The following is a 21702-nucleotide window of genomic DNA, read 5'->3' as shown; positions in this document are numbered from 1 at the left end:
CTAATTTATGGAACCTCACACTAGTTCATCTGATTCCGTTGTGACCGGAACTCATTTTCGATGGCTTCTGGCCAGTCGGTTGAAAGCCATGGGCTTTTCGATACCCAAGCTGCTCCGCCTGCGGCCCAGTCAACAAGATAGGCGCGGCGTAATACCTTCGTCCACGCTTCTTTCGGCGGACACGGCTTTTCGTCCTTCATCCGAGTCAGCAATACTTCCGTCGCATATAGCAGACGAGTGCCGGTCAACATCGAGGCATCCAACTTCATCGAAGAGGACAGCGGCCAGCTCCCCGTCTGAACCCATGTCTCAACCGCCCGGTCGGATTCTTGATGAATCTCCTCTGGCAGATCCTTCAGCCAGCGGCCCGGATCTATGCCAGGCGTCAGGCGCTTGGAACCCGCATTGCCCGCTTGGTCAGTCACCCAACCAAGAAATTTCATCCAGTCCGGAGGAACGGTCTTCATGTCCGGATCGTGATCCCCGCCTGACTGGGGATCAAGCCGCTTCCTGAACCACGGACGTCATTTCTCACACTTCCACCACCCATGCCAACCAGCCCCGCCGCATATCTCCCTGGAAAAGCCATCGTCCTTTCCCGCCTCCCGGCGCAGGACTGGTTCTCTGTGGACGAGGCCGCGCAACACTCCGGCTGGGGTCGCACCTTCATCCGGCAACGCTGCATCAGTGGCGAACTGCCAGCCCAACAATGCACCGGCTGTGATGCCAGGCACCACGGCCGGAACATCTCCTACCGCATCCATGTCGATGACCTGGTCATGTTCATCCTGAAAAACAGCAACGGCCGCTACAGCGAGGAAAAACCCTTTCGGGATGTCGCCACCATCACCCGCACCTGGCCGGAGTGGATGCGCAAGGAACTCGTCACCTTTCTCTCCCGCTCCCTGCCCCCTTCCAGCCCACCCGAGGCAGGAACCACCGCCGTCCGCTCTCCGGGGGGGGAGCGGGCGGCCATTTCCTAACCATTGCCAGCCATGCAAGACAAAGCCATCGCCATCATGACCGTGCTCGACCGCGTCGCCGCCGTCTCCGGCATCCCGGTAAAAATGCTCATAGGCCGCAAGCGCACCCAGCGCGTGGTGCATGCCCGCTGGCTGGTCATTTGGGTTCTCCATCGGGAGAATCCCACCTGGACGCTTGAGGATCTCGCCAACGCCATCGGCGCGAAGCAACACGGCACCGCCCATCACGCCCTCCGCAGCGTGCCAGATCTCGCCGAAGCCGACGGCCACTTCCGCGCCATGGTCCGCGATCTCGAAACCCGCGTGACCAACGGCCTCGCCCTCAGCCCGGATCTGGTCGCGGAGATCCTCGCAGCTGCGGACATCGCCGCCCGCCCCACCACCCGCGTCTGGCTTCTCGCCGCCGCCGACTCCCTCCAACAAGCCGCCGGTCGCATCCGCACCGAACTCGCCACCGCCTAACCGCCATGATCCACAACCCGCCATTCGTCGTGATCCTGCTCCGCTCCTATCAGTCCGCAGCGCGGGTTTCGAGGACCCACCCTGAACTATTCGAGGCGCGTCCCCTCGACGTCATTTTGGCCGCGCTGCTCAAGCGCACCTTCGGTCATCAGCCTTACAACTTCTTCCTCGTCACCTATCAGTTCTACCTCCAGTCGATCCCCTTGGAGATCGCCAGATCCGCCTGGGGCATCAATGCCGCCGAGGCCGCCGCTCTCACCCACCAAACCAAGCCATGATACCAGACACCGTTCTAGCCATCATTCTCTCCGCGCTCCTCATCGGCTTCGGCTGGTTTGCGGCGTGGTTGTTTTTCCGTCCGCGCTTCCAGCGCATCCGCAAGGAGGAATGGCGGCAAGCCTGCCTCTACTACGAGCGCAAACACAACCCCGGTCAACGTCGAATCTAACCTAGCCATGGAACCCAAGCCACTCGAAATGATTACCTGCGGCCTCTGCGGTGGAAAGACCGTTGCCCGCTCGTTCGACCATGCTCTTCAGAAGCCTATCGGCCCGTGCTGTGCCAAAGCCCTTTCCTGCGCAACTCACGCCCTGGTCGATGCGGGCCTCATCCGCGTCACCCTCAATCCCGACCACGAGAAATGATCATGGATCCCACCCTTGAAAATCTCGTCGCCCTCATCTGCGAGCACGGCGTCCTGGGTGCCGATGAAGTCTTGCCGGAATCCACCTTCACCAGCCTCGGCTTCGACTCACTCGACCACGTCGATCTGATTCTCGATTGCGAGGAACAATTCGGCATCGAGTTCACCGACGAGGAATCCGCCTCCGCCCTCACCGTCCACGATCTCTATCAACTCATCCTCTCGAAACAACCGGCATGATCCCCGTCGCTCCCATTCCCTGCAAATGCTGTGGCCAGCATGCCCTCGGCACCTCCGATGAAAACGGCCATCACCTCCAGTGCTCGAACCTCATCGACTGCGACGTTTGGCCCGCCACCGAATCACTCCCCTCCGTGGCTGAAGCCGTCGAAGCATGGAACAAGATGAACGCACCCGAGGCCGCGCCAACACCGGATCCACTCGCAACCATCCGCACCCTCGCAACCGAGGCGCTGTTGCTCAATCGTACCATCGGCGGAAAAGAACATGACTCCCACCCGCCCGGATTTTTGCCTCCCAACAAAAGGCAGCGAGTCATTCGGCTTCTCAAGCAAATCCTGGAGTCCGCAGGCGGAAACGATCCGTTTCCAATCTCTAACGAACCAAAGACCTCGTTCTCCGATCACTGCTAACCGGTCACTTCCAACTTCACCATGGCCCAACACACCCTCACCCGCCTCACATTCAGCATTCCGACCGAAGACGCCCGCGAATACGCCGGTCTGCCGCAGATCACACGCGACCGTGTCAGTTGGATGCTGGAAGTCATGGCCGCCATCTCGGCGGCAGGGAAGGGCCGGACAACCGCCGTCTGCCATCAGTTCGCGGCTGCCGCCGAGAAACATTTCAACTCGATCTATCAGCCATGGCAGCGTTATTCGAAAACCGGCGACTGGCGGCAGCTCATGGACAAGCGCCACACCTCCGAGTTCTGGATCCGCGACGAGTCGAAGCAGGTCACCCTTCCTCACGACTTCATCCAACATTGGAAATTCCTCGTCGAGTCGAACGACCGGAAAGCCAAACCCGCACACGCCCGTCTCATCCTCCGGTGGAAACAATGGCGCAATGGCGACCTCACCAAAGCCATCCCCGGTTATGATCGCTGTCCCGGTCCCGGTGCCGGATCGCGGATTCCGAGGGGCTGGAACTATTCCAATCTGCTCAACCACATGCCGAATGATGTGGAGCTGGCCGCCGCACGCAAGGGCCGCACCGCCGCGAAGAAACTCATTGCCGGAGTCATCACCACCCGCGTCGGCCGCTACCCCTTCGGCGAGATCCAGTTCGACGACATGTGGCACAACTTCCTCGTGAATGTCCTCGGCTACAAGCGGGCGTATCGGCTGCTGGAGTTCGGGTGCATCGATCACTTTTCCACCTTCATTTTCAGGCCCGGCCTCAAGCCCCGGCTTCCGGACATGGAGACGGGAAAAATGAAGCAGCTCAACGGCCGCGACTTCCACCTCTACCTGGTCAACTGGCTTCTCGACTACGGCGTCCATCCGGATGGCACCATCTTCAATGTCGAGAACGGCACTGCCTCTATCAGCAAAGCGTTCGAGGCCAAGCTCCTCATGTGGTTCGGTGGCAAGCTCACCGTCCAGCGGGCGGGCATGTCCGGCACCGCCGCCTTCGGCGGGGGATGGAAGGAACGCGCCAAAGGAAACCCGAATGCCAAAGCACTGAAGGAAGGCATGGGCAACCTGGTCCAGAACAGCCTCGGCCACATCACCGGCCAGACCGGCATGAATCGCGACGACTGCCCCGGCCAGCTCACCGGCATGTCGAACGAAAACGAAATGCTGCTCGCCCTGGCCGATGCCGTTCCCGCACTCCGCGACAAACTCCAGCTTGGCTTCCTCGACCTAACCGAAGCCGTCTTCGCCGTGAACGAAGCCTATGACATGATCAACTTCCGCACGGAACATGAGATCGAAGGCTGGGGTGAATGCAATCTTATCATCCAAGAGTTCTGCGCGAACCGGAATACGGATACCTGGATCCCGCTAGATGATGCCGTCGCCGGACTACCGGACCACGAACGGCAGATCCTCGGACTCTCGCTTCGGCTGGACCCCACGCTTACGCGGCCACGCAAGCTTTCCCCCGGCGAGGTCGTTCTGGCCCATCAGCAACGCCTCATCAAGCCGCCACACGAGGCGGTCCCGGATCTCCTCGGTCCGGAATACGGAAAGATCCGCGAGGCCACCGGCGGGCGCATCTCTTTCACCTATCCCGGTGTCGGCAAGATTCGCTTCAAAGCCACCTATCAGGACTCGGATGGATTTGTCCGCCGCATCGAAAACGGCACCGAAATCCTCACCCACTTCAATCCCTGGAAACAGGATCACCTCTATCTATCGGATGCCAAGACGGGCCGTTTCCTTGGCCGCGCCTCCCGCGACCGGTCAGTCACCCACGGCGACGTGGAAGCCATCATGCAAAAGCACGGCGAAGCCGAGCGCGATTTCAAGGACGCCATCCGCGAAACCGCCGCCCGTCACGGCGTCACACGTCTGCCTCACATCAAGCTCAACACCGCCGCCATCCGCACGGCATCCCAACCCACCGCCCGCGACCGCTCCCTGGCCGAAGCCGGTTTCGACGCAAGCTCGATGCTCGATGCCGAAACGGAAACCGAAGACTTCACCGCCACCCCCGCCGCCTTCTTCGACCCCGCTGATCTCCTCTAAGTGGCAGGGACATCCTGTCCCTGCATCACTAACAAACCACAACCATGAAAGAAATCAAAGCTCTCGAAATCTCCTGCGACGAATTGAAGGGCGTCTCCATGCAGGCCCGCCTTCTTCAGCTAGGCCACATCGTCGGCACCCACGGTGCGAAAATCGTCATACTCCAGCATGCGAATGGCGTCGACCTCATGTTGAAGGATTTTGCCCGCGATTTCTTCGCGAGCGAAGGAATCATCATTCTCTAAACAGCCATGAGACCGCCTAACATAATCGACTTTCCAGCCAGCCAGCCAGCCAGCCAGCCACTGAACCAATGAAAACACCAATCAAATCCACCATCCGCCGTCGCTTCAAAATCTGGCGTCGCGCCCCCTTTAAACGCGCTCTGGGCCGCGCCTACAGCGAAGGGCTGATCAACTCAGCACAACTACACGAACTATCGGCAAAGTTCGATTGCCTCTGAAATCCTAACCATCAACTCAACCGCCATGCCTTTGACCCAACCACAACTCGACATCTACGCCGCATCCGGCTGCCAGACGCCCGGCTGCAAACACGCTCACGAAAAACAGATCGTCCTCGCCGCCCTTTGCTGTCCCGGAGCTGGCGTGAGAGTGACCTACGAAACCGGAGGAGTCCTTTTGTTGGACTGCCACCGCTGTCACCGGCGCATCACCGAAGTAGCCGTAGCCTCTTCCCTGAAAACTGAACGCTGAAACCTAGCAACTTTCCTACCCTTATGCAACCCGCCACCACCACCACCGTAGAAATCCCGCTCTCCCAACCCGAGCGCCTCGCCCTAACCGACGCCGCCAAGATCAACCAGGGCGGCAACGCCCGCGCCTCCTGGCGGGTCTCCGGCGATACCCTCCAGCAGAACCTCCGCCACTGCACTCCTTTGAAAAAGGAACTCATGGTCTGGGCCTTCCAATGGTGCATCGACAAACAAATCTTCCTCGACGACTTCGCCGCGCAGATCGGCTACGACCGGAAAACCGTCGATAAGATCATCACCGGCACCTACCGGGATCCGCGCACCCAGAGCCTTTACGATCTCCCTGACAAACTTGTCGAAGGCATCGAAGCCTTCCGCCGCATCCAGCTCGCCGAGGCCAAGCTCGGCAAGATCGAGTTCGTCATCACCCCATCCTCCAAGCGGATCTGGACCGCCTGCGAATTAGCCAGGGAATCCCACACGCCCGTCTTCCTCTACAGCGCATCCCACCTCGGAAAAACATGGGGGCTCGAATACTTCGCCATCCATAACAACCACGGCGCGTCGCCCCTGGTCACCGTCCCATCCTCCGAAGGCCTTGGCGGATTCATCCGCGCCATCGCGGCAAAAGTCGGCGTCGCCATTAAGGGCAACACCGCCGATCTCATCCACCGCGTCAAGGGCGCGATCACACCGGACATGGTGTTGATTCTCGATGAATTCCATCAGCTCATTTACACCTATCGGCGGGAAAGCTTCTTCGCCTGCTGTGAGGTCCTCCGCTCGATTTACGACCACTGCGGTTGCGGGATGGTCATCAGCACGACTAACATCTTCCGCACCGAGATTGAAAAGGAGCGCAAGGCCCACCTCGAACAGCTCTTCCGCCGTGGCGTCCATCGCTGCCAGTTAGGTGACATTGTCCTGAAAGCGGATGCTTCCCTGATCTTCAAAAAGAACGGACTCGACTGGCCGGCGAAAACCCTCCAGTTCGATTTCCCCGGTCTCAAGGCACCCGAGAAGCCCTACGAAATCCTCCGCATGCTCGCCAAGGATCACGGCCTCAAAGCCATGACCGAGCGCATCCGCTATGGCCGAAAATTCGCCGTCCACGCCAAGGAACCGCTCAACTGGAAGCACTGGACGCAAGCCCACCTCACCATCGAGAGCAACGCCGCCGAACCCGCCAACGACTGGACCTGATCCCATGAAAGGCATCCCTAACACCATTCACGGCCTCCGCGTCATCACGATAGATGAAGCCATCTCCACCGGCTTCCAATCCATCACCACCGGCATCCACCGCACGACGGAAGCCGACATCCTCAAGAGCGTCGCGAAAGGCAGGAACCCCGACCGGGCCGCCTGGATCATCATCGACTCCGACCGCGTCGAACTCGCCCTCAAACGCGAGGACGTTTCCAACCTCGCCGATCACCTCGTCGGCGGCTTCGTCGGATAACTCCCATCACTCCTATCAACTATCAACTCTCCACCATCAACTATCCCCATGCCTGCCAAACCGAAAAAAGCCAAACTTCCCGCCATCGAAACCAACGATCAGCTTCACAACACGGTCGATGAAATCGCCCGCCTTGAAGTCCGCCTCCGTGGTCTCGAAGCAAAGCGCGACGTGGCCATTCAGCTTGTCCGCGCCGAACACGATGAGCAGATCGAAGCCGACAATTCGCGCCTCGCCTCTCTGTTGAAACTCGCCGCCACTTACGCCAACTGCCACCGCGAAAGCCTGTTCACCGGCGGCCTCAAATCCGCGGCCTGCGCGCTCGCCCGCTTCGGTTTCCGTTCCGGCAATCCGACGCTGAAAACACTCAATAAGAAGTGGACCTGGGAGAAGATCCTGGCGGAACTCAAGATCGCCAAAAAATACTTCCGCTCCGTCACCACCGAGGAAGTCGATAAGGAGGCCATCAAGGCCGCCAAACTCACCGACGTGGAACTCGCCGCCCTCGGCCTCCGCATCGACTCCGGCGAAACCTTCTACGTCGAATCCAAATCCGACGAAGCCGACCGCCTCTCCACCACCGCCGAGCCGCAACCCGCCGTCGTCTAACTTTCCCCCAACACAATAGCTGTGGCCGGTGGAAAGTGGATCCGGCCAGTAACACCTCAGCTCCCATCCCGGCATCACGACCGGGGATTCCCCGGAGCAGCTTCCTTTTTTCCAACCGCCATGAAATTCAAAATTATAATTCAGATCCGCAACGTCGGTGACACCCCAACTTGGGAGGAAACTTACGATTCCTGGAGAGCCACGAATCCTTCACAACTTGAAATGAAGAATCCCGGGCGCCTTAACCTCAAGACCGAAGGCCAGGCGAACTTATGGGCAGAAGAGTTGATCGAAGCATTTAACGCTTCACGCCGCCGCCGCGAAAAAGCCCGGCAAATAGTTAGTATTCGAATTGAGCACCTGACCGATGAAAGGACTGCGGACGAATGCTGTGATTGCGGGTGGCAGGGTTCCGATGATGCCAAGGATCGTGAACCCGATGGCATCGGCGAAACGCTCGTCTGCCCGAACTGTGGCAGCGATGAATTCTATCAAGGATAACCCACCATGAAACACGCCGCAACCGCCATCATGCTCTATCGCCTCGCTGCAGCGCTTGGCTCACTGATCGACTTCTGCAGCCCCGGCGTCGCCTCCATCCTCCGGCCATTCATCAAGCCGCTCAACACCCTGGCCGACTGGCACCAGGAACAATCCAAGGACCTCACCACGCCATGAACCCCATCATCGACAAAATCAAAAAGCTTCTCCGCCTCAGCAAGGACGGCGGGGCGACTCCTGCCGAAGCGGCAACCGCCATGGCCAAGGCGCTTCAGCTCGCCGCCGATAACGGCCTGCGGCTCGAAGACATTCCGCCGGACTCCGACATCGGCGTCCTCACACACGAAACCGTAAAATCAACGGCTGGCCCCGCACAGGTCCTGGCGGCCGGAATTGTGAAGGAACATTTCGGCGTCGACACGCTGTTCATCACCGGCTGCAGGAAGGAAATCCACTTCATCGGACTCCCGGAACAGGTTGCCCTGGCGGCCTACGTCTACACCTATCTCGTTAGAACGATGTGCCGTGCATGGCGGACGCGGACCAACAAGCGGCTCCGGGATCGGAATGCCTTTCTCCGTGGATTCTCGGCATCTATCAACCGCCTCATGCCCGCCGTGTTCCACGTTCCGGGGATCATCCTTTGCGCCAAGAAATACGTGGACGAGGTGATCTGTGTCGGCTCCGGCTACAGCAAGACAACCACGATTCAGGCTCCCAAGGCGAAATCGGACCGCGCGTTTTCCGATGGTTACGACGCCGGCAAGAAGGCTGGGATCCGCAACGCCATCCGTGGCACCACCCAGCCGCTGCTCCCCTTCTGACCATGAAGACACCACTCGACATCTCCGTTCTATCAATTGCCGTTTCCTCACAACTCGACCGCCTCGGCATCACCCTGCCATCCGCATTGCGGGACAAGTTCGACCGGCTGACCGAAGCCCTGGCCACAACTTTCCTTCACGGCGTCATCACCGACAAGGCGTTCAAGCGCGGTGTGAAAAAACTCAAGAAGGAGATTCGCCACGAAGTCACCAAAGCAATTCGCCAGAAGCCATGATGGACATCGAACAAGCGAAGGAAACGGCGAACGCTCTCCTGGCAACCGTCAAAAAGGTCATGTCCGGCCGCGAGATCGAAGCCTGCGAATGGACACGCTCCTATGAGTTTGAGGATGAAGTTCTCTTCGTGGAATACGGCGACGCCGACTATCTCGAATATGACGACGATGGGGAGCCGCCGACCTGGCTGCACGATGACATCTGCTCGAAGCTGCACCTTCTTGAAAGCCTTTCCATTCAGTTTTCCCGTGAGGTCGGACGGTGGATCAACAGCCGCAACGCCGCCCGTGCCCGCAAAACCATCAAGGTCTAACCATGTCCGCAGCCGAAGACTACATTGATTCAATTCGCCTTGCCCTCACAGGGATGGGGTTTCCGCAGGTAAAGCCGACTATCAAATTGGAACCCTATCAGGAGGCGTTTTACGAGTGGGCTCAATCCGATTCGAAATCCGCGTTCGGTTTTAAGTCCAGAGCTAAAGGCCCGAGCTGGGGGAATTATCAGTTTGAACTCCTCGAACGGATTACCAACAGCCTTGCCGACGCAGGCTGGAAGTTCATCGAGAAAGAAGGTCCCCGTGGATTCTACTACGAAGGCGTCCGCCACAAAAAAGGCCTCGCCCGCGTGATGGGTGAACAACACCCGACCAAACAAGCCGCCTTCGCCGCCGCGCTCCGTCAGGCCAACGGCATCCAATTTCCACTCTTCCACTAACAACCAACCCCACCGAAATCAGCCATGGCAAAACGAATTAACAAAGCACAGCTCAACAGCGTCTACTGGCCTAATTGGCGAAAAGCCGAAAAGGTTCTCATCGCGGCGGACTACACCAAAGACGAAGCCGAGGAAATGCGAAAGGAAATCCATGTCACCGTCACCGGCGTCGCATGTTCATCCAAGGATCTCACCAACCGCACGCTCAACGAATGCCTCAAGAAATTCGCCGCCATCGCCACTCCGAAGGACGGCAAGCGCCAAGCGGATCTCGCCGACCAGCCCTGCAAACTCGTGCGTTTCAAAATCGCTGAGATCCAGAAGCGGATGAACCTCACGGACAATTACATCGACGGCACCGCCGTGAAAGTCGCCCGCACTGCCTACAAGTTCTGCAACGAAGAGCAGCTAACCAATGTCCTCATCGCCCTCATCAAACATGAAAAAAGGCACAATCAGTCCGCGCAGGCTTGAGGCCCGAGCCGTGATCCGCAAGGTGATCGACGACAACGTCTTCGGCCCGGTGGAGTCGCTGCCGAGGGAGGATGTTCTGGAACTCCGCGTCAAACTCCGCGAAGCTTATCCGTTCATGTGGAAACACGGCTGGCGGCTCAAACTCTGGCGCGAGGAAATCCGCATCGCTCTTGGCCATCCGCCGAACAAAGCACGCGTCCGGAAACCAAAGCCGAAACACTACAATGATCGCAACGTCATGCCCTCCATGCGCGAATGGGCGCGGCAGCGCGGCCTGATCCAGGACGAACCGGAAGTGACCGATGAGTGACACGCTAAAGCCTCTTTCTGCATTTTTGACATCCGCTCAAGCTGATAGTTTGAAGTATGGCACTCGCATCTATTATGCTGCCTGTCTGTCGCAACTGGGAAAACAAACCCGTAAACGGAAGCTCACAACCGGCGGGACGGGAGTGGAGGCCATGTGGCTCTTCGGAACCGTTCATGAAGTCAACGAACGTGGCGTCCAAGTATGTCCTGACGGGGCGCGAAAAGGAACTCACATTTGGTTCTGCGGATGGCTTCGCGTCCGAACATGTCCACCATGCCCCGAATACGTTTATCTTGATGAGCGGCGATTCGCCGATTCATCGCATCGTTCAGATATTTCTTGGTTGGGTATCGAGTTTGACGGCTGATTTTGATCCATCCTTGCGCATGTTCCGGTGAACACCTAAAAATTCCGCCATGCCCCAAGCACCCAAACCACTCGTCGCCTGGGCAGGCGGAAAGCGCCGCCTGCTGAAATACCTTCTTCCGCTCATCCCCGAGCACCAATGCTACGTCGAGGCCTTCGGTGGTGGCGGCGCAATGCTCTTCGCCAAACAACCGGCCAAGGTTGAGGTGTTCAACGACATCAACGGCGATCTCGTCAACCTCCTACGCCAGGTCAAATACCACGGCCCGGAAATGCAGCGAGAACTGGCCCTGACCCCGAACAGCCGTGAACTCTTCAAACTCTTCCTCAACAATCCCGGCCTGACCGAGATCCAGCGGGCCGCCCGCTTTCTCCTGGTCAACCGCTGGTCGTTCGGCGGACAGATGGACTCCTATGGAACGACGAAGGTTAGCGGCGGCGGAGGTGGCAACACCCGGCTCTCCGGTGTCCGCCAGAACATCGACGCCGTCTGTGAGCGTCTCGACCGCGTGAACATCGAGAACCTGGACTGGCAGGAACTGATCCGCCGCTACGACGCCGACGGCACCTTCTTCTTTTTTGATCCGCCCTACATCCGCGCCAGTGCCACCAACTACGCCGCGTGGAAGCCCCCGACGATGCTGGCCTTCCGTCAGGCCTTGGACACGATCAAGGGCAAATGGCTCGTCACCGTTGACGACAGCCCCGAATGCCGGGAGATCTTCGCAGGCTTCCACTTCACCGCCGTCGCCCGTGCCAACGGCATCGACTGCCGGTCCTCTCGCCGCAAGAACCCGGTTTACCACGAACTCATCATTCGAGCCGAGGTCTGCTGAGAAATTAACAAAACCTTTTCCACTCCCCGTGATTCTACCCTGTTCGTTCACAAAACCTCGTCTCGCCGGTGCTCCGGCGTCGAGGTCGGCAGATCCCCGTCCTTTAAGGGTTTCTAAGGCCTCCTAAGCCTTTTTCCAGTTTCCCAAGACCTTTCTCCTTGGTGCGCGATGAAACCCCTTGAATCCCCGATAAAACTAGAGTGGTCGGGCTGGCGGGATTCGAACCCACGACCCCCTGCCCCCCAGGCAGGTGCGCTACCAGACTGCGCTACAGCCCGTTTCGTAAACGGATGGCGAAGGAAACAGGGGAAATGCGGATTGGCAAGCACGGAAAATCGTGCGATGTCCCCCGCATGAATCGCGTCAAAACAGCCATCGTCGGAGCCAGCGGCTACACCGGGATGGAATTGCTCCGCCTGCTGCTCATCCACCCGGGCGTGGAACTCGTGGCCGCCACTTCCCGCCAGGAAGCGGGAAAATCGCTGGGCTCCGTGTTTCCGAGGTTCCAAAAAGCTCCGGGTGCGGATCTTGCCTTCATCGAGCCAAATCCGGATGCCATTGCGGCGACCGGGGCGCAAGTGGCGTTCCTCGCGTTGCCCCACGGCGTCGCTGCGGAGATCGCCCGCGCCTTGCTGGATCGGGGCTTGCGGGTCATCGATCTGAGCGCGGATTTCCGTCTGCGCGATGCCGCGGTTTATCAGGAATTTTACGACCACCCGCATCCCGCGCCGGAAATGCTGACGCAGGCGGTCTATGGCTTGCCGGAAATCCGCGCTGCGGAAATCGCGGCTGCGAAATTGGTAGCCGCGCCCGGTTGTTATCCGACGAGCATCCTGCTGCCGCTGCTGCCGCTGCTGCGCGAAAATCTCATCGATCCCGCGACCATTGTCGCGAACTCGATGAGCGGTGTCAGCGGAGCAGGGAAGAAGGCGGACCTCACGTTGCTGTTCTGCGAGTGCAACGAAAGCGCCCGGGCCTACGGTGTGCCGAAGCATCGCCACCTATCCGAGATCGAGCAGGAACTCAGCCTCGCCGCGGGCGAAAAAGTGACCATTTCCTTCCTTCCTCATCTCATCCCGGTGAACTCCGGCATCGTCACCACCACCACCGCGAAACTCCGTTCCGGGGTGTCGCCGGAGGCCATCGGCGCGGCGCTCGACAAGGCATACTCCGATGCCTCGTTCGTCCGCTTGCTCGGCCGTGGCGGTTGTGCGGATACGAAAAACGTCACCCGCACCAACTTCATCGACATCGGCTGGCAGGTCGATTCGCGCACCGGCCGCGTCATCCTGATGAGCGCCGAGGACAACCTTGGAAAAGGTGCCGGCGGCCAAGCCGTCCAGTGCTTCAACCTCATGTTCGGAATGGACCCCACTGGAGGGTTGCAAAATTTCTAGGAAGCCGCCAGTCTCGCCCGCTGTTTCCCTTATTTTGCCATGGACTTCCCATTTTCCCGAATCAAAGGCGGCGTCGGCGCGCCTTTGGGTTTTCTAACCAGTGCCGTGAGCTGCGGGATTAAAAATCCTGATAGCAAGCGCCTCGACCTCGCGCTGATCTACTCGGAAAAGCCGTGTACCTCCGCCGGCACCTTCACCACCAACCGCGTGAAAGCCGCGCCCGTCCGCGTCTCGCAGACCCATCTCCGCAAAGGAAATCTCCGCGCCATCATCGCGAACTCCGGCAACGCCAACGCCTGCACCGGCGTCCAAGGCATCCGCGATGCCAACGCGATGTGCGATGCCGTCGCCAAGCCGCTGAAATTGAAGCGTTCGGAAATCGGCGTCGCCTCCACCGGCGTGATCGGCCTGCCCATGCCGATGGTGCGCTTCGAGCCGAAATACGATGAGCTGCTAGAGCGGCTCGGTTCGAAAAACGGCTCGGATGTCGCCAACGCCATTATCACCAGCGACACCCATGCCAAAGAAGTCGCCATTTCCTTCGACCTCGGCGAGCACCGTGTCCGCCTCGGCGGCTGCGTGAAGGGCGCGGGCATGATTTCCCCGAGCATGGCGACCATGCTCTGCTTCATCACCACCGACGCGAACATTCCGGCGGAAAATCTGCGCAAGACCGTGCTGGAGTGCGTCGAGGAAAGTTTCAACCGCATCACCATCGACGGCGACATGTCCACCAACGACACCGTCATCGTCCTCGCCAATGGTGCCGCCAAAATGCCGGCACTTCGCCGCAACAGCGCTCTCTGCAAACAATTCCGGCGTGCCTTGCGCTGGCTCATGTTAGAACTCGCGAAGGCGGTGGTTCGCGATGGCGAACGCGTCACCAAGTTCGTCACCGTCAAAGTCGAAGGCGCCAAAACCTACCTCGACGCGAAGAAGGTTGCCGAAGCCGTTTGCAAATCCGCCCTCGTCAAATCTTCATGGAACGGCGGCGATCCTAACTGGGGCCGCATCATCCATGCCGTCGGCTACTCGCGCGCACGCATCCGCGAGGAGCTCGTCGATATCCACATCGGCGGAAAAGCCGCCTGCATCGGCGGTCTCCAGGCCGAGACGCCGATGGACCAGCTCCGCGAAGCCGTTTCCCACCCCGAGTTCGAGATTGTCATCAACCTCAACCAGGGAGAGGCCGACTACACGATGTATTCCAGCGATCTCTCGCCCGAATACATCGACTTCAACCGCTCCGAATACGCGTATTGGAAACAAGCGCGCAAGGACGGGCTGGTGTGATGGAACCGCCGCGCGGCCGGCCCTGGCGTGGCTCCTCGAATTTTTCAGAAGCCCCCATGCTCATCATCCGGACACGTGTCATCTGGATCGTTGCGTCCATGGGATTTCTCGCCTGCGGCGGGCTCTATCTGATGGAAAGTTCCCGCGACGACGCGATCATGGGAAAAATCCGTATCCGCTATGGTCGGATGGCCGTCGCCCTCGCTTCGGGGGATACGGCCGCTGCCGGAGCGTTGACCGCTCCGCATTCCCGGCTCTCTCCATCCGATTTCCAGCGGCTCCGCACGTTCGCCACTACTCTCCGCGAAGACTCGGTAATCCACCTTTCCGGATCGACAGCCCGAGTCTGTCCGTCTCCTGTTCGTCACTGGGGTTTCATTCCCGGCGGAGACACCGTGGAAATGATCGAGGTGGGCGGCGAGTGGTTCTTCACCGGCAGGGTGCATATCGATTGACCTGTGGCCTGCAATCGATCGTCAATCCTGATTGACCCCTGGCGGGCTAGCGGATAAGCGGTGGCTCATCGAGTTCGATCGCCACGAATGATTGTCGTTCGATGTCGAACCCACCGGCCCCGGCGTGGACGGATCAGCGAAACCCACATGACCTCCCCCCGATACCCCGTCCTGGATCAGCTCCGGGTGATCGCGATGTTCATGGTCCTGCTGGTTCACTCTCCTGTGAATGAGGAACTCTGGACGACGCCGGTCGTATCGTTTCTGCAACGATTCATCGCCGTGGGAGCGGTTCCCGCATTTTTCATGCTCTCTGGCTATCTTGGGGCAAGGAAACTCGATTCCCGGTCCATCAGTTTCAGGGAGTATTCATTGGAAAAAATCCGGACACTGGTCATTCCGTTCTTATTCTGGAACCTCTCCGTCCTTTCGCTGGTGCTTTTGATCAAGATCCTCGGACTCGATTCCGGTTTCCGCGGGCAGGGAGCTTATTTCGATGTCGAGCTCACATTTTCGTCCATCGTCTCGGCGATGTTTGGAATCGGCAGGTGGCCCATCGTCTTTCAACTCTGGTTTTTGCGTGATCTGATTGTCGTGGTGTTCCTCGCTTTTTTCATTCGCCGTTATCTGCCGAAAATCCCGCTTCTGCCGTGGCTGCTGTTATTGCTGGTCCCGGTGCCCATGGCCTCTTCGCTCGGCTATTATCTCCTGGGCCACTGGATGCGCGAGAGCCTGCCGCCCGATAAATTTCCGGAGGTCCGTGGCAGTGTTCTGTTTTGTGTCAGCTGGATCTTGCTTGGCATTTGGATGACCATGGGGGCCTTCGTCGTTCCCTATCCGTTGTTGCAGATCGGCAGCGCCGCGTTTGCTTTGATGCTGGCCATTGCCACCGTATCGACGCCTTGGCTTGGCCGCCTCTCGGTTCTCGGGCCGGCGATGTTTTTCGTTTATGCCACCCACTCACTGTTGTTTACCGTTATCGGCAAAATGTGGCAGGTGTCCGGCCTGCGGGGCTATGGTTCTATTTTTTGCTACCTGATCGTGCCATTGATTGTCTTCCCGCTGTGCGTGGGCGCCTATTGGGTTTTGAAAGCCTTGTCTCCCCGTCTCATAGCGCTGGCGACAGGAGGGCGGTAGAAATTCCCACGCGCGGTTCTGGACCTCAGTCGGCGGATGCTGTGTAGTCCCGGCCATCGTGAATTCCCGCCCTTCCACTTCCACTCCCGCAACGCCCGACCTTGAAATCAAGGACGCCCAGTTGATTTTCAACCGGGTGTGGAAGGAACTCGAAGCGGAAATAGGCCGCGAAAGCCTGTTATTTCCCAAGGAATTGATCCTGCTCGGCGGGGCTCCGGGTTCGGGTAAGGGGACAAACACGGCGTTCATTTGCGAAGTCCGGGGGATTTCCGCGCCGCCCATCGTCATCAGCGAGCTGCTGGCTTCGCCCGAGGCGCAGGTCATCAAGGCCCGCGGCGGGATGGTTGGCGACGAGGAGGTGCTGCGGCTGCTCCTGCGCGAGCTGCTGAAGCCGCAATTCCGCGACAGCGCGGTGCTTGACGGCTTCCCGCGGACCAACGTGCAGGTGGAGTGTTTGAAAATGTTCTACGACCAGATGGTGCTGCTGCGCCGCGAGTTTTCCGACACGCCGCGCGCCCATCATTTTCGCCAGCCGATTTTCCACATCATGGTGCTGTTCGTCGACGAGGCGGAGAGCATTGTCCGCCAACTCAAGCGGGGCCGCGAGGCGATCGTTAGAAATGCCGAGGCCCGCCAGTCCGGCGTCGGCACGCTGGAGGAGGAGCGCAACACCGACTTCGATCCGGAACTCGCGCGCAACCGCTACCGCACCTTCAAGGAAAAGACCTACGACGCGCTCGTCTCGCTCAAACAGATTTTCCACTACCATTTCATCAACGCCCAGGCGCCGATCGATGTCGTCCAACAGAACATCATCAGCGAGCTCGAATATCAAAGCTCGCTGGAACTCGACCCGCGGACCTACGACACGCTGCGGCATATCCCGCTGGCCGATGAAATCGTCCAGGGCGCCCGCCAGGAACTCGTCAACCGGCTCGACAGCTATCAGATCGAGCACCCGCGGCTGTTCCTCGCCGTCGTCGATTTCATCCAGGTGAAAATGATGCCGATCATCAAGCGCTACGCCGTCAGCGGGCGGACGATGATCAATTCCGAGGAATGCCTGTTCGAAGACCCGACAGCCATCGCCATTCTCATCGACATCTTTTCCGAACGCGGTTTCCGGGCGAGCGTCGACATCCACCATCAGGAAATCCCCGAGCGCTTCGATCTAACGACCGGCGAGATCAAGGTGCGCACGAAGCGCGTCTATCGAATGACCATCCTTTTCAACGGCTCGAAAATCCGCCGCGGCTGATCATAGCTTTTCCAGATAGACCACGCTCTTGCGGATGTCGGCGAAAGGATCGGGCGACTGGTCCTGCTCGACGTGGCAGTGTTTCACTCCGGCGGCCTTCGCGGCCACGATGATCGGCTCCATCGGGATGATGCCGCTGCCTAGCGGTTGGAACGCGTCTTTCGGCAGATCGGTGGAATACGAGGGGCTCGCAATCCCTTCCTTGAGATCCTTCAGGTGCAGTTGCGAGACGCGGCCGTGGAGTTTTTTGATCAACTCGACCGGATCAACGCCGCCCGCTTTCACCCAGAACACATCGATCTCGAACTGCATGTCCGGTGAGAATTCCTCCATGAAAATATCATAGCCGCGCTTGCCTCCTTCCTTCGGCTCGAATTCGAAATTGTGGTTGTGATAGGAGAGTTGGATCCCGGCCTTCTTGGCCATCGCAGCCGCTTTGTTCGCATGCGCGGCGACCTTTTTGTAATCATCCAGCGTCGTGCGGTTCGGCTCCTTGAGATACGGAATGACCAGATGGCTGAGCCCGATCTCATGCGCCTTGTCCAAGATTTTCGCGAAATCCGGTAGGCTCTCGTCCTTGGGATTCACCACCGCATCCCATTCAAAGTGCGACGAATGGATCTCCAGGCCCGCGTCCTTCGCCCCGGCGATCATCGCCTCCGCATGGGGAAATCCGTAAGGCTCGACCTGTTTGTAACCGTCGGCCGCGACTTTTTTCAAAGTCCCTGCGGCGTCCTTTTCCAACTCGTTGCGCAGCGTGTAAAGTTGGATCCCGAGGTTCTTGCGAAACGAGTTTTCCGCTTCCAGAGCCATCAGGCTCCCAGTCTGGCTGATGGCGAGCGTGGTGGCGGCGGTTGTCCGGATGAAGGTTCTGCGGTTCATAAGAGCTTCCTATGCAATCCCTCCTACCAAGCCAAGCTTTGTCATCCGGACATTTTCCTGCCGAAATTCTTGACACCTGCTCGAAAACTCGGCTTCTTTCCGCCCCGCGCATGGCGCAAGGCACCCGTAGCTCAGCTGGATAGAGCGTCTGACTACGAATCAGAAGGCCGGGGGTTCGAATCCCTCCGGGTGTACCACTCTTTAAACCCTGTAACTCAAAAGGTTACAGGGTTTTTTTGTGCGGGGGAGTGTGATTAACCAAGCGATCAGGTGATGGCGATATCGTCCTCCCGGATCTCCGTTCACTCCACGATTTTGCCGTCGAAGACCGTTTCGAGCTGCGGTGCGCTGAACATCCGGACGGGGGTGATGATTTTCTCGTCCAACAGGCCCGATCTGGAAATCTTCTGCGAACTGAGATTGAATCGTTCTTCGATGAGTTTCTCGACCTCGGGTTTCTGATAGCTCAGGTCACGGACCGTCTGGACCTCGCCGATCGAGACGCCGCAGGCTTTGTTGTAGGCTTTCCAGACGAGTTCGCTGCAATAGATCTTCTTGTCCGACCATTCGAACAGCGTGTCGTAGGATTTACCGAGGTCGCTCATCAGGGCGTCGTGGACGGCCTGCCTTTTTTCAGCGGTTAGAACGGCGGCCGCGTTCTTGAGCCGCTTCACGGCGATGTGGCGGTCGTTGCTGGCGGTCACGAAATTCGTCAGGCTGATATAGGCCACGCCCTTCCCGCCGGCCTCCAGAATGCGGGTCTTCGAGCCGTCGGAAACGACGATGGCCATGTGCGTCCATTTCGAGCCGGTGGCCGCGCGAATGGCGCCGGACTGGCGGCTCTGGCTTTCCTGGAAAATCAGGTCGCCATCCCGCAGCATTCCGGAAAGTGAATCGACGCCGATGGCTTCCGCCGAGACGTGAAGGATTCCGGCCGTTAGAAGCAGGCCGGCGATGACGACTCCCAGGAGAACGGGCATTTTCACGGCTTGCTTTTCCTTTCCTGTTTCGCGATTTCCAGCGCCTTGCGGTAGTCGTCGTTCGGGACGAAAACCAAAGTATAGAGATAGTCGAACTTGCGGTCAGGATGGCCTGCGGGAAGAAAGGAATTCAGCATGAAGGTGGTTGGGGAATAGTTGTCGGGCATGCTGGCGTTCATCGATCCGGCATAGTTGTCCCGGGCGACTTCAACGCCGTTGATCGTCGTCGAATTCCTGTTGCCGAGGACCATCTGATAGTAGACGGAGAGCTGGTCCATGAGCGGCTTCACCTGTTTGGCCGTGGCCTTGTGGCCGGTGGAAAGCTGGGGTGCGTCGGTGTCGGTGAAGATTTCAGCGGAGAGTTCGAGTTTCCGCTCCGGCGGGAGCTTGGCGCCCGCGGAGGTCAGTACAGTTAGGGGGCCGTCCGCCATCCCCTCGCCACCGGTGAGTGATACGAAATCCGCGGGAGGAAAGATCACCGGGGCATTGTCATGCAGTTTTCCGTTGAGCGACTGCATGTGCCAGACGAATTCCGAGCAGTACATTTTCATCGGACTGTCCTGCGATCCGGGTGACAGGGCGATGGTGCGGAAGCGATCCACCGACTGCGCCGGGGTGATCTGATAGGCCGCATAACGCGGGGTCAGGTAGTCGGAATTGAACGGCAACAGTCCCTTTTTCCGGATCGTTGGAACGTCAGTTAGAAATTCGTCGATGAACTGCCGGAAATCCTTGAGGTCGGCTTCGTGGAAATCCCGGTGGCGCAGGACATGCACGGCCTTGGCCTCGAGGTAATGCTTGCTGTTCAGTTCGCTGTTGAACGCCTTGTTGAACTCCTCGTCCAGCGGCATGTCGAGATTGTAGGCGGTGCCGTTGCGGGTGTGGATGAACCCCGAATGGCTGATGCCCATCTGGATGTGCGGATAGGCCATGGTATCCGCCCAGTCGGGCCGGAAGGTCAGCACCACGTCGCCGTCTTCCAACAGCCCCTTCGAACTCAACATCCTGCACGCGGCGGTGCGGTTGGGCGGGGTGTCGGGCAGGACGACGAAGCGCAGGCCGGCGGGGATTTCAGGCAGTCCGGCGATTTCCGAATCCACGACCACGGCGCCGCCGGGCAGCTCGGCACCGGCTTTCAATTCCCGCGCCTCGCCCCACGCGGTCCTGGGGGCGGCGAAGTAAAATGGAAAATCAAACAGCGTTGCCTCCGCGTTCGCGGAGTTGCCGAGTCCCATCGCGAGAATGGCGATCGATATGCCGTGAACAGGGATGCGTCTTTGCATGGGGGAAACAATTGACGCCATATCCTGCGCATTTGAAGGCGCTTGGCGAGTCATCATTTGCCACGGTGCCTGCGGCAAATTTTTCGTTAGATCAATTCCTGTCAGGCAGCGTGGATCCGTCCACCCACACACCCTCCACGAGGTTCTGGCGGAAAATCGTCGGAACTCCGCGGGCCCCATCATTGATGAGGGAATTCAGCATCAGCAATCCCACGCGGCCGATTTCCTCGGGGTTCTGGTTGATTCCCGCGTCGGCGGTACTGTCGAGTACGGTGGTGACGGCGAGTCCGATGTCTTCCGGTACCCGGATCCCGGCGCGTTTCAGGATGTCGGGGGTTTCACTCATGTCGGTGAAAACCGCGTCCGGTTTGTATTTCTTTTTCCAAGCGAGCACGGTTTCGACCCGGCCGGTGCGCGGGCCGTTGCCGATGGTGCAGATGGGGATGCGCTGTTTTTCAGGTACCCCGCGCTGCGCCATCAGATAGCCGGCTTCGAACAGATGGCCGCGCTCGAAAATGTCGCCTTCGTGAGTGATGAAACCGATGCGTTTGTAACCGCGTTCCTGGATTTTGCGGAAAGCGAGGAGTGTGTTGGCGACTTGATCGGCGGTCACAATGTGGGTTCCGGGACTTTTCAACGACCGGCCGAAACGGACGACCGAATAGTTTTCCCAAGGAAAATCCCCCCAGTCCGGATGAGGTCGTTGCGGAGGAAGGAGGATACCGACGATGCCGCGTGCGGTTAGAATCTGGTTGAGCCGTCCGGGGGTGCAGCCGTCGCCGAGGCGGAATTCCTCCAGGCGGTAGCCGAACTTGGTGGCGGCTTTGCTGGCACCCTCCCAATAGGCGTTGAATTCCAGATATTTCCGCAGCCCTTCCGGTGGATTCCAGGTGTTGATCCAGGCGATGGCCGCGGTGATCGGCGCGGTCGATTTGCCTTTCCGATACTGCGCGAGTGCGGCCAGCATCGGGTCGGGTTGATAACCCATTTCGACCGCGGCCTTGCGGATTTTTTCCCGGACCTTTTTGGAAATCCGGGGATTGTCGCGCAGCGCCAGCGAGACCGTCACGTGGCTCACGCCAAGGATTCTGCCAATATCGCGGAGACTCACGCGGGCGGGGACTGGGTCTTGTTCCATGGGGATACGGGTTTCTAGACCATTTC

At 59.0% G+C, this 21702-nt stretch carries 34 protein-coding genes and 2 tRNA genes; 30 read left to right on the top strand and 6 right to left on the bottom strand.

All coding sequences use genetic code 11. From position 1 onward, the window contains the following. Positions 1 to 20: 20 nt before the first annotated feature. Positions 21 to 467 (bottom strand): hypothetical protein, encoded by a 447-nt coding sequence (locus tag ABIQ96_RS10300; RefSeq protein WP_348214495.1) that lies wholly within the window; start codon positions 465 to 467, stop codon positions 21 to 23. Positions 468 to 548: 81 nt separating this feature from the next. Between ABIQ96_RS10300 and ABIQ96_RS10295 the strand changes: the two genes are divergently transcribed. From ABIQ96_RS10295 to ABIQ96_RS10180, 24 genes are all read left to right on the top strand, one after another. Then, positions 549 to 983 carry a hypothetical protein gene (locus ABIQ96_RS10295; RefSeq protein ID WP_348214494.1) on the top strand — a complete coding sequence of 145 codons (435 nt, stop codon included), beginning with the start codon at positions 549 to 551 and terminating at the stop codon, positions 981 to 983. 12 nt (positions 984 to 995) lie between these two features. Beyond that, positions 996 to 1445: a helix-turn-helix domain-containing protein gene (locus tag ABIQ96_RS10290; protein ID WP_348214493.1), complete on the top strand. Its 450-nt coding sequence runs from the start codon at positions 996 to 998 to the stop codon at positions 1443 to 1445. Positions 1446 to 1450: 5 nt separating this feature from the next. Then, on the top strand, positions 1451 to 1723 hold the full coding sequence (locus tag ABIQ96_RS10285; protein WP_348214492.1) for a hypothetical protein: 273 nt from the start codon (positions 1451 to 1453) through the stop codon (positions 1721 to 1723). Beyond that, positions 1720 to 1893, top strand: a complete 174-nt coding sequence (locus ABIQ96_RS10280) for a hypothetical protein (protein ID WP_348214491.1) — start codon at positions 1720 to 1722, stop codon at positions 1891 to 1893. The genes ABIQ96_RS10285 and ABIQ96_RS10280 overlap by 4 nt, the downstream gene beginning before the upstream one ends. Before the next feature lie 7 nt (positions 1894 to 1900). Beyond that, a complete protein-coding gene (locus ABIQ96_RS10275; protein WP_348214490.1) occupies positions 1901 to 2089 on the top strand; it encodes a hypothetical protein in 189 nt (62 codons plus the stop codon). A gap of 2 nt (positions 2090 to 2091) precedes the next feature. Beyond that, entirely contained in the window at positions 2092 to 2328 is a 237-nt protein-coding gene (locus ABIQ96_RS10270; protein WP_348214489.1) for an acyl carrier protein, read from the top strand. Next, a complete protein-coding gene (locus ABIQ96_RS10265; protein WP_348214488.1) occupies positions 2325 to 2741 on the top strand; it encodes a hypothetical protein in 417 nt (138 codons plus the stop codon). Before ABIQ96_RS10270 ends, ABIQ96_RS10265 begins: the two co-directional genes overlap by 4 nt. Before the next feature lie 21 nt (positions 2742 to 2762). After that, positions 2763 to 4805: a hypothetical protein gene (locus ABIQ96_RS10260; RefSeq protein WP_348214487.1), complete on the top strand. Its 2043-nt coding sequence runs from the start codon at positions 2763 to 2765 to the stop codon at positions 4803 to 4805. 44 nt (positions 4806 to 4849) lie between these two features. After that, complete coding sequence (locus ABIQ96_RS10255; RefSeq protein ID WP_348214486.1) at positions 4850 to 5050, top strand: hypothetical protein; 201 nt, start codon at positions 4850 to 4852, stop codon at positions 5048 to 5050. Between the two features lie 68 nt (positions 5051 to 5118). Next, the gene (locus ABIQ96_RS10250) at positions 5119 to 5268 is read left to right on the top strand and encodes a hypothetical protein (protein ID WP_348214485.1); all 150 of its coding nucleotides are present in this window, start codon (positions 5119 to 5121) and stop codon (positions 5266 to 5268) included. Positions 5269 to 5293: 25 nt separating this feature from the next. Further along, the gene (locus tag ABIQ96_RS10245) at positions 5294 to 5521 is read left to right on the top strand and encodes a hypothetical protein (RefSeq protein WP_348214484.1); all 228 of its coding nucleotides are present in this window, start codon (positions 5294 to 5296) and stop codon (positions 5519 to 5521) included. Between the two features lie 23 nt (positions 5522 to 5544). Continuing rightward, positions 5545 to 6723: an AAA family ATPase gene (locus ABIQ96_RS10240; RefSeq protein ID WP_348214483.1), complete on the top strand. Its 1179-nt coding sequence runs from the start codon at positions 5545 to 5547 to the stop codon at positions 6721 to 6723. A gap of 4 nt (positions 6724 to 6727) precedes the next feature. Further along, complete coding sequence (locus ABIQ96_RS10235; protein ID WP_348214482.1) at positions 6728 to 6982, top strand: hypothetical protein; 255 nt, start codon at positions 6728 to 6730, stop codon at positions 6980 to 6982. 48 nt (positions 6983 to 7030) lie between these two features. Further along, positions 7031 to 7591 carry a host-nuclease inhibitor Gam family protein gene (locus ABIQ96_RS10230; protein ID WP_348214481.1) on the top strand — a complete coding sequence of 187 codons (561 nt, stop codon included), beginning with the start codon at positions 7031 to 7033 and terminating at the stop codon, positions 7589 to 7591. 120 nt (positions 7592 to 7711) lie between these two features. Continuing rightward, a complete protein-coding gene (locus tag ABIQ96_RS10225) occupies positions 7712 to 8092 on the top strand; it encodes a hypothetical protein (protein WP_348214480.1) in 381 nt (126 codons plus the stop codon). 6 nt (positions 8093 to 8098) lie between these two features. Beyond that, positions 8099 to 8269 (top strand): hypothetical protein, encoded by a 171-nt coding sequence (locus ABIQ96_RS10220; RefSeq protein ID WP_348214479.1) that lies wholly within the window; start codon positions 8099 to 8101, stop codon positions 8267 to 8269. Continuing rightward, positions 8266 to 8916: a DUF2786 domain-containing protein gene (locus tag ABIQ96_RS10215; protein WP_348214478.1), complete on the top strand. Its 651-nt coding sequence runs from the start codon at positions 8266 to 8268 to the stop codon at positions 8914 to 8916. Before ABIQ96_RS10220 ends, ABIQ96_RS10215 begins: the two co-directional genes overlap by 4 nt. Positions 8917 to 8918: 2 nt before the next feature. Beyond that, entirely contained in the window at positions 8919 to 9152 is a 234-nt protein-coding gene (locus ABIQ96_RS10210) for a hypothetical protein (protein ID WP_348214477.1), read from the top strand. Continuing rightward, positions 9149 to 9466 carry a hypothetical protein gene (locus tag ABIQ96_RS10205; protein ID WP_348214476.1) on the top strand — a complete coding sequence of 106 codons (318 nt, stop codon included), beginning with the start codon at positions 9149 to 9151 and terminating at the stop codon, positions 9464 to 9466. Before ABIQ96_RS10210 ends, ABIQ96_RS10205 begins: the two co-directional genes overlap by 4 nt. A 2-nt stretch (positions 9467 to 9468) precedes the next feature. Then, positions 9469 to 9867, top strand: a complete 399-nt coding sequence (locus tag ABIQ96_RS10200; protein WP_348214475.1) for a hypothetical protein — start codon at positions 9469 to 9471, stop codon at positions 9865 to 9867. Between the two features lie 24 nt (positions 9868 to 9891). Next, a complete protein-coding gene (locus ABIQ96_RS10195; RefSeq protein WP_348214474.1) occupies positions 9892 to 10341 on the top strand; it encodes a hypothetical protein in 450 nt (149 codons plus the stop codon). Beyond that, positions 10307 to 10651, top strand: coding sequence for a hypothetical protein (locus ABIQ96_RS10190; protein ID WP_348214473.1), 345 nt, complete (start codon positions 10307 to 10309; stop codon positions 10649 to 10651). The genes ABIQ96_RS10195 and ABIQ96_RS10190 overlap by 35 nt, the downstream gene beginning before the upstream one ends. A 173-nt stretch (positions 10652 to 10824) precedes the next feature. Further along, entirely contained in the window at positions 10825 to 11049 is a 225-nt protein-coding gene (locus tag ABIQ96_RS10185; RefSeq protein WP_348214472.1) for a hypothetical protein, read from the top strand. 18 nt (positions 11050 to 11067) lie between these two features. Next, positions 11068 to 11853, top strand: a complete 786-nt coding sequence (locus ABIQ96_RS10180) for a DNA adenine methylase (protein WP_348214471.1) — start codon at positions 11068 to 11070, stop codon at positions 11851 to 11853. Positions 11854 to 12054: 201 nt separating this feature from the next. Here ABIQ96_RS10180 and ABIQ96_RS10175 read toward each other — a convergent pair. After that, positions 12055 to 12131: transfer RNA gene (locus ABIQ96_RS10175), tRNA-Pro, on the bottom strand. A gap of 75 nt (positions 12132 to 12206) precedes the next feature. On the opposite strand from ABIQ96_RS10175, the gene argC reads away from it, so the two are divergent. The 5 genes from argC (at position 12207) to ABIQ96_RS10150 (ending at position 17393) form a co-directional block, all read left to right on the top strand. Further along, positions 12207 to 13250: an N-acetyl-gamma-glutamyl-phosphate reductase gene (argC, locus tag ABIQ96_RS10170; protein WP_348214470.1), complete on the top strand. Its 1044-nt coding sequence runs from the start codon at positions 12207 to 12209 to the stop codon at positions 13248 to 13250. Between the two features lie 39 nt (positions 13251 to 13289). After that, positions 13290 to 14543, top strand: a complete 1254-nt coding sequence (gene argJ / locus ABIQ96_RS10165; protein ID WP_348214469.1) for a bifunctional glutamate N-acetyltransferase/amino-acid acetyltransferase ArgJ — start codon at positions 13290 to 13292, stop codon at positions 14541 to 14543. A 56-nt stretch (positions 14544 to 14599) separates the two neighbouring features. Then, the gene (locus ABIQ96_RS10160; RefSeq protein ID WP_348214468.1) at positions 14600 to 14998 is read left to right on the top strand and encodes a hypothetical protein; all 399 of its coding nucleotides are present in this window, start codon (positions 14600 to 14602) and stop codon (positions 14996 to 14998) included. A gap of 87 nt (positions 14999 to 15085) precedes the next feature. Further along, on the top strand, positions 15086 to 16135 hold the full coding sequence (locus ABIQ96_RS10155) for an acyltransferase (protein WP_348214467.1): 1050 nt from the start codon (positions 15086 to 15088) through the stop codon (positions 16133 to 16135). A gap of 58 nt (positions 16136 to 16193) precedes the next feature. Beyond that, positions 16194 to 17393 (top strand): nucleoside monophosphate kinase, encoded by a 1200-nt coding sequence (locus ABIQ96_RS10150; RefSeq protein ID WP_348214466.1) that lies wholly within the window; start codon positions 16194 to 16196, stop codon positions 17391 to 17393. Here the strand turns inward: ABIQ96_RS10150 and ABIQ96_RS10145 are convergent, their stop codons facing one another. Then, complete coding sequence (locus ABIQ96_RS10145; protein ID WP_348214465.1) at positions 17394 to 18275, bottom strand: sugar phosphate isomerase/epimerase; 882 nt, start codon at positions 18273 to 18275, stop codon at positions 17394 to 17396. It lies immediately after the preceding gene. Between the two features lie 120 nt (positions 18276 to 18395). Here ABIQ96_RS10145 and ABIQ96_RS10140 point away from each other — a divergent pair. Beyond that, positions 18396 to 18472 (top strand) — tRNA-Arg (locus ABIQ96_RS10140). 105 nt (positions 18473 to 18577) lie between these two features. On the opposite strand, the gene ABIQ96_RS10135 is transcribed toward ABIQ96_RS10140, so the two are convergent. From ABIQ96_RS10135 to ABIQ96_RS10125, 3 genes are all read right to left on the bottom strand, one after another. Beyond that, positions 18578 to 19255, bottom strand: coding sequence for a YiiX/YebB-like N1pC/P60 family cysteine hydrolase (locus ABIQ96_RS10135; RefSeq protein WP_348214464.1), 678 nt, complete (start codon positions 19253 to 19255; stop codon positions 18578 to 18580). Positions 19256 to 19257: 2 nt separating this feature from the next. Further along, positions 19258 to 20538 (bottom strand): hypothetical protein, encoded by a 1281-nt coding sequence (locus tag ABIQ96_RS10130; RefSeq protein WP_348214463.1) that lies wholly within the window; start codon positions 20536 to 20538, stop codon positions 19258 to 19260. 91 nt (positions 20539 to 20629) lie between these two features. Next, on the bottom strand, positions 20630 to 21676 hold the full coding sequence (locus tag ABIQ96_RS10125) for a LacI family DNA-binding transcriptional regulator (RefSeq protein ID WP_348214462.1): 1047 nt from the start codon (positions 21674 to 21676) through the stop codon (positions 20630 to 20632). Between the last annotated feature and the right edge of the window lie 26 nt (positions 21677 to 21702).

It is taken from the genome of Luteolibacter sp., assembly GCF_039920825.1.
Lineage (GTDB): Bacteria > Verrucomicrobiota > Verrucomicrobiia > Verrucomicrobiales > Akkermansiaceae > Luteolibacter.
This window is presented reverse-complemented; position numbering and strand designations above follow the sequence as displayed.

What these genes read in the sequence shown, in the direction of transcription:
- ABIQ96_RS10225 (WP_348214480.1), top strand. Translation starts at nt 7,712, where the DNA reads ATGAAATTCAAAATTATAATTCAGATCCGCAACGTCGGTGACACCCCA.
- ABIQ96_RS10235 (WP_348214482.1), top strand. Translation starts at nt 6,728, where the DNA reads ATGAAAGGCATCCCTAACACCATTCACGGCCTCCGCGTCATCACGATA.
- ABIQ96_RS10285 (WP_348214492.1), top strand. Translation starts at nt 1,451, where the DNA reads ATGATCCACAACCCGCCATTCGTCGTGATCCTGCTCCGCTCCTATCAG.
- ABIQ96_RS10155 (WP_348214467.1), top strand. Translation starts at nt 15,086, where the DNA reads ATGATTGTCGTTCGATGTCGAACCCACCGGCCCCGGCGTGGACGGATC.
- ABIQ96_RS10240 (WP_348214483.1), top strand. Translation starts at nt 5,545, where the DNA reads ATGCAACCCGCCACCACCACCACCGTAGAAATCCCGCTCTCCCAACCC.
- ABIQ96_RS10195 (WP_348214474.1), top strand. Translation starts at nt 9,892, where the DNA reads ATGGCAAAACGAATTAACAAAGCACAGCTCAACAGCGTCTACTGGCCT.
- ABIQ96_RS10135 (WP_348214464.1), bottom strand. Translation starts at nt 19,255, where the DNA reads ATGCCCGTTCTCCTGGGAGTCGTCATCGCCGGCCTGCTTCTAACGGCC.
- ABIQ96_RS10230 (WP_348214481.1), top strand. Translation starts at nt 7,031, where the DNA reads ATGCCTGCCAAACCGAAAAAAGCCAAACTTCCCGCCATCGAAACCAAC.
- argJ (WP_348214469.1), top strand. Translation starts at nt 13,290, where the DNA reads ATGGACTTCCCATTTTCCCGAATCAAAGGCGGCGTCGGCGCGCCTTTG.
- ABIQ96_RS10220 (WP_348214479.1), top strand. Translation starts at nt 8,099, where the DNA reads ATGAAACACGCCGCAACCGCCATCATGCTCTATCGCCTCGCTGCAGCG.
- ABIQ96_RS10275 (WP_348214490.1), top strand. Translation starts at nt 1,901, where the DNA reads ATGGAACCCAAGCCACTCGAAATGATTACCTGCGGCCTCTGCGGTGGA.
- ABIQ96_RS10210 (WP_348214477.1), top strand. Translation starts at nt 8,919, where the DNA reads ATGAAGACACCACTCGACATCTCCGTTCTATCAATTGCCGTTTCCTCA.
- ABIQ96_RS10255 (WP_348214486.1), top strand. Translation starts at nt 4,850, where the DNA reads ATGAAAGAAATCAAAGCTCTCGAAATCTCCTGCGACGAATTGAAGGGC.
- ABIQ96_RS10215 (WP_348214478.1), top strand. Translation starts at nt 8,266, where the DNA reads ATGAACCCCATCATCGACAAAATCAAAAAGCTTCTCCGCCTCAGCAAG.
- ABIQ96_RS10125 (WP_348214462.1), bottom strand. Translation starts at nt 21,676, where the DNA reads ATGGAACAAGACCCAGTCCCCGCCCGCGTGAGTCTCCGCGATATTGGC.
- ABIQ96_RS10270 (WP_348214489.1), top strand. Translation starts at nt 2,092, where the DNA reads ATGGATCCCACCCTTGAAAATCTCGTCGCCCTCATCTGCGAGCACGGC.
- argC (WP_348214470.1), top strand. Translation starts at nt 12,207, where the DNA reads ATGAATCGCGTCAAAACAGCCATCGTCGGAGCCAGCGGCTACACCGGG.
- ABIQ96_RS10280 (WP_348214491.1), top strand. Translation starts at nt 1,720, where the DNA reads ATGATACCAGACACCGTTCTAGCCATCATTCTCTCCGCGCTCCTCATC.
- ABIQ96_RS10300 (WP_348214495.1), bottom strand. Translation starts at nt 467, where the DNA reads ATGAAGACCGTTCCTCCGGACTGGATGAAATTTCTTGGTTGGGTGACT.
- ABIQ96_RS10245 (WP_348214484.1), top strand. Translation starts at nt 5,294, where the DNA reads ATGCCTTTGACCCAACCACAACTCGACATCTACGCCGCATCCGGCTGC.
- ABIQ96_RS10160 (WP_348214468.1), top strand. Translation starts at nt 14,600, where the DNA reads ATGCTCATCATCCGGACACGTGTCATCTGGATCGTTGCGTCCATGGGA.
- ABIQ96_RS10200 (WP_348214475.1), top strand. Translation starts at nt 9,469, where the DNA reads ATGTCCGCAGCCGAAGACTACATTGATTCAATTCGCCTTGCCCTCACA.
- ABIQ96_RS10260 (WP_348214487.1), top strand. Translation starts at nt 2,763, where the DNA reads ATGGCCCAACACACCCTCACCCGCCTCACATTCAGCATTCCGACCGAA.
- ABIQ96_RS10290 (WP_348214493.1), top strand. Translation starts at nt 996, where the DNA reads ATGCAAGACAAAGCCATCGCCATCATGACCGTGCTCGACCGCGTCGCC.
- ABIQ96_RS10265 (WP_348214488.1), top strand. Translation starts at nt 2,325, where the DNA reads ATGATCCCCGTCGCTCCCATTCCCTGCAAATGCTGTGGCCAGCATGCC.
- ABIQ96_RS10180 (WP_348214471.1), top strand. Translation starts at nt 11,068, where the DNA reads ATGCCCCAAGCACCCAAACCACTCGTCGCCTGGGCAGGCGGAAAGCGC.
- ABIQ96_RS10250 (WP_348214485.1), top strand. Translation starts at nt 5,119, where the DNA reads ATGAAAACACCAATCAAATCCACCATCCGCCGTCGCTTCAAAATCTGG.
- ABIQ96_RS10145 (WP_348214465.1), bottom strand. Translation starts at nt 18,275, where the DNA reads ATGAACCGCAGAACCTTCATCCGGACAACCGCCGCCACCACGCTCGCC.
- ABIQ96_RS10185 (WP_348214472.1), top strand. Translation starts at nt 10,825, where the DNA reads ATGAAGTCAACGAACGTGGCGTCCAAGTATGTCCTGACGGGGCGCGAA.
- ABIQ96_RS10295 (WP_348214494.1), top strand. Translation starts at nt 549, where the DNA reads ATGCCAACCAGCCCCGCCGCATATCTCCCTGGAAAAGCCATCGTCCTT.
- ABIQ96_RS10205 (WP_348214476.1), top strand. Translation starts at nt 9,149, where the DNA reads ATGATGGACATCGAACAAGCGAAGGAAACGGCGAACGCTCTCCTGGCA.
- ABIQ96_RS10130 (WP_348214463.1), bottom strand. Translation starts at nt 20,538, where the DNA reads ATGCAAAGACGCATCCCTGTTCACGGCATATCGATCGCCATTCTCGCG.
- ABIQ96_RS10190 (WP_348214473.1), top strand. Translation starts at nt 10,307, where the DNA reads ATGAAAAAAGGCACAATCAGTCCGCGCAGGCTTGAGGCCCGAGCCGTG.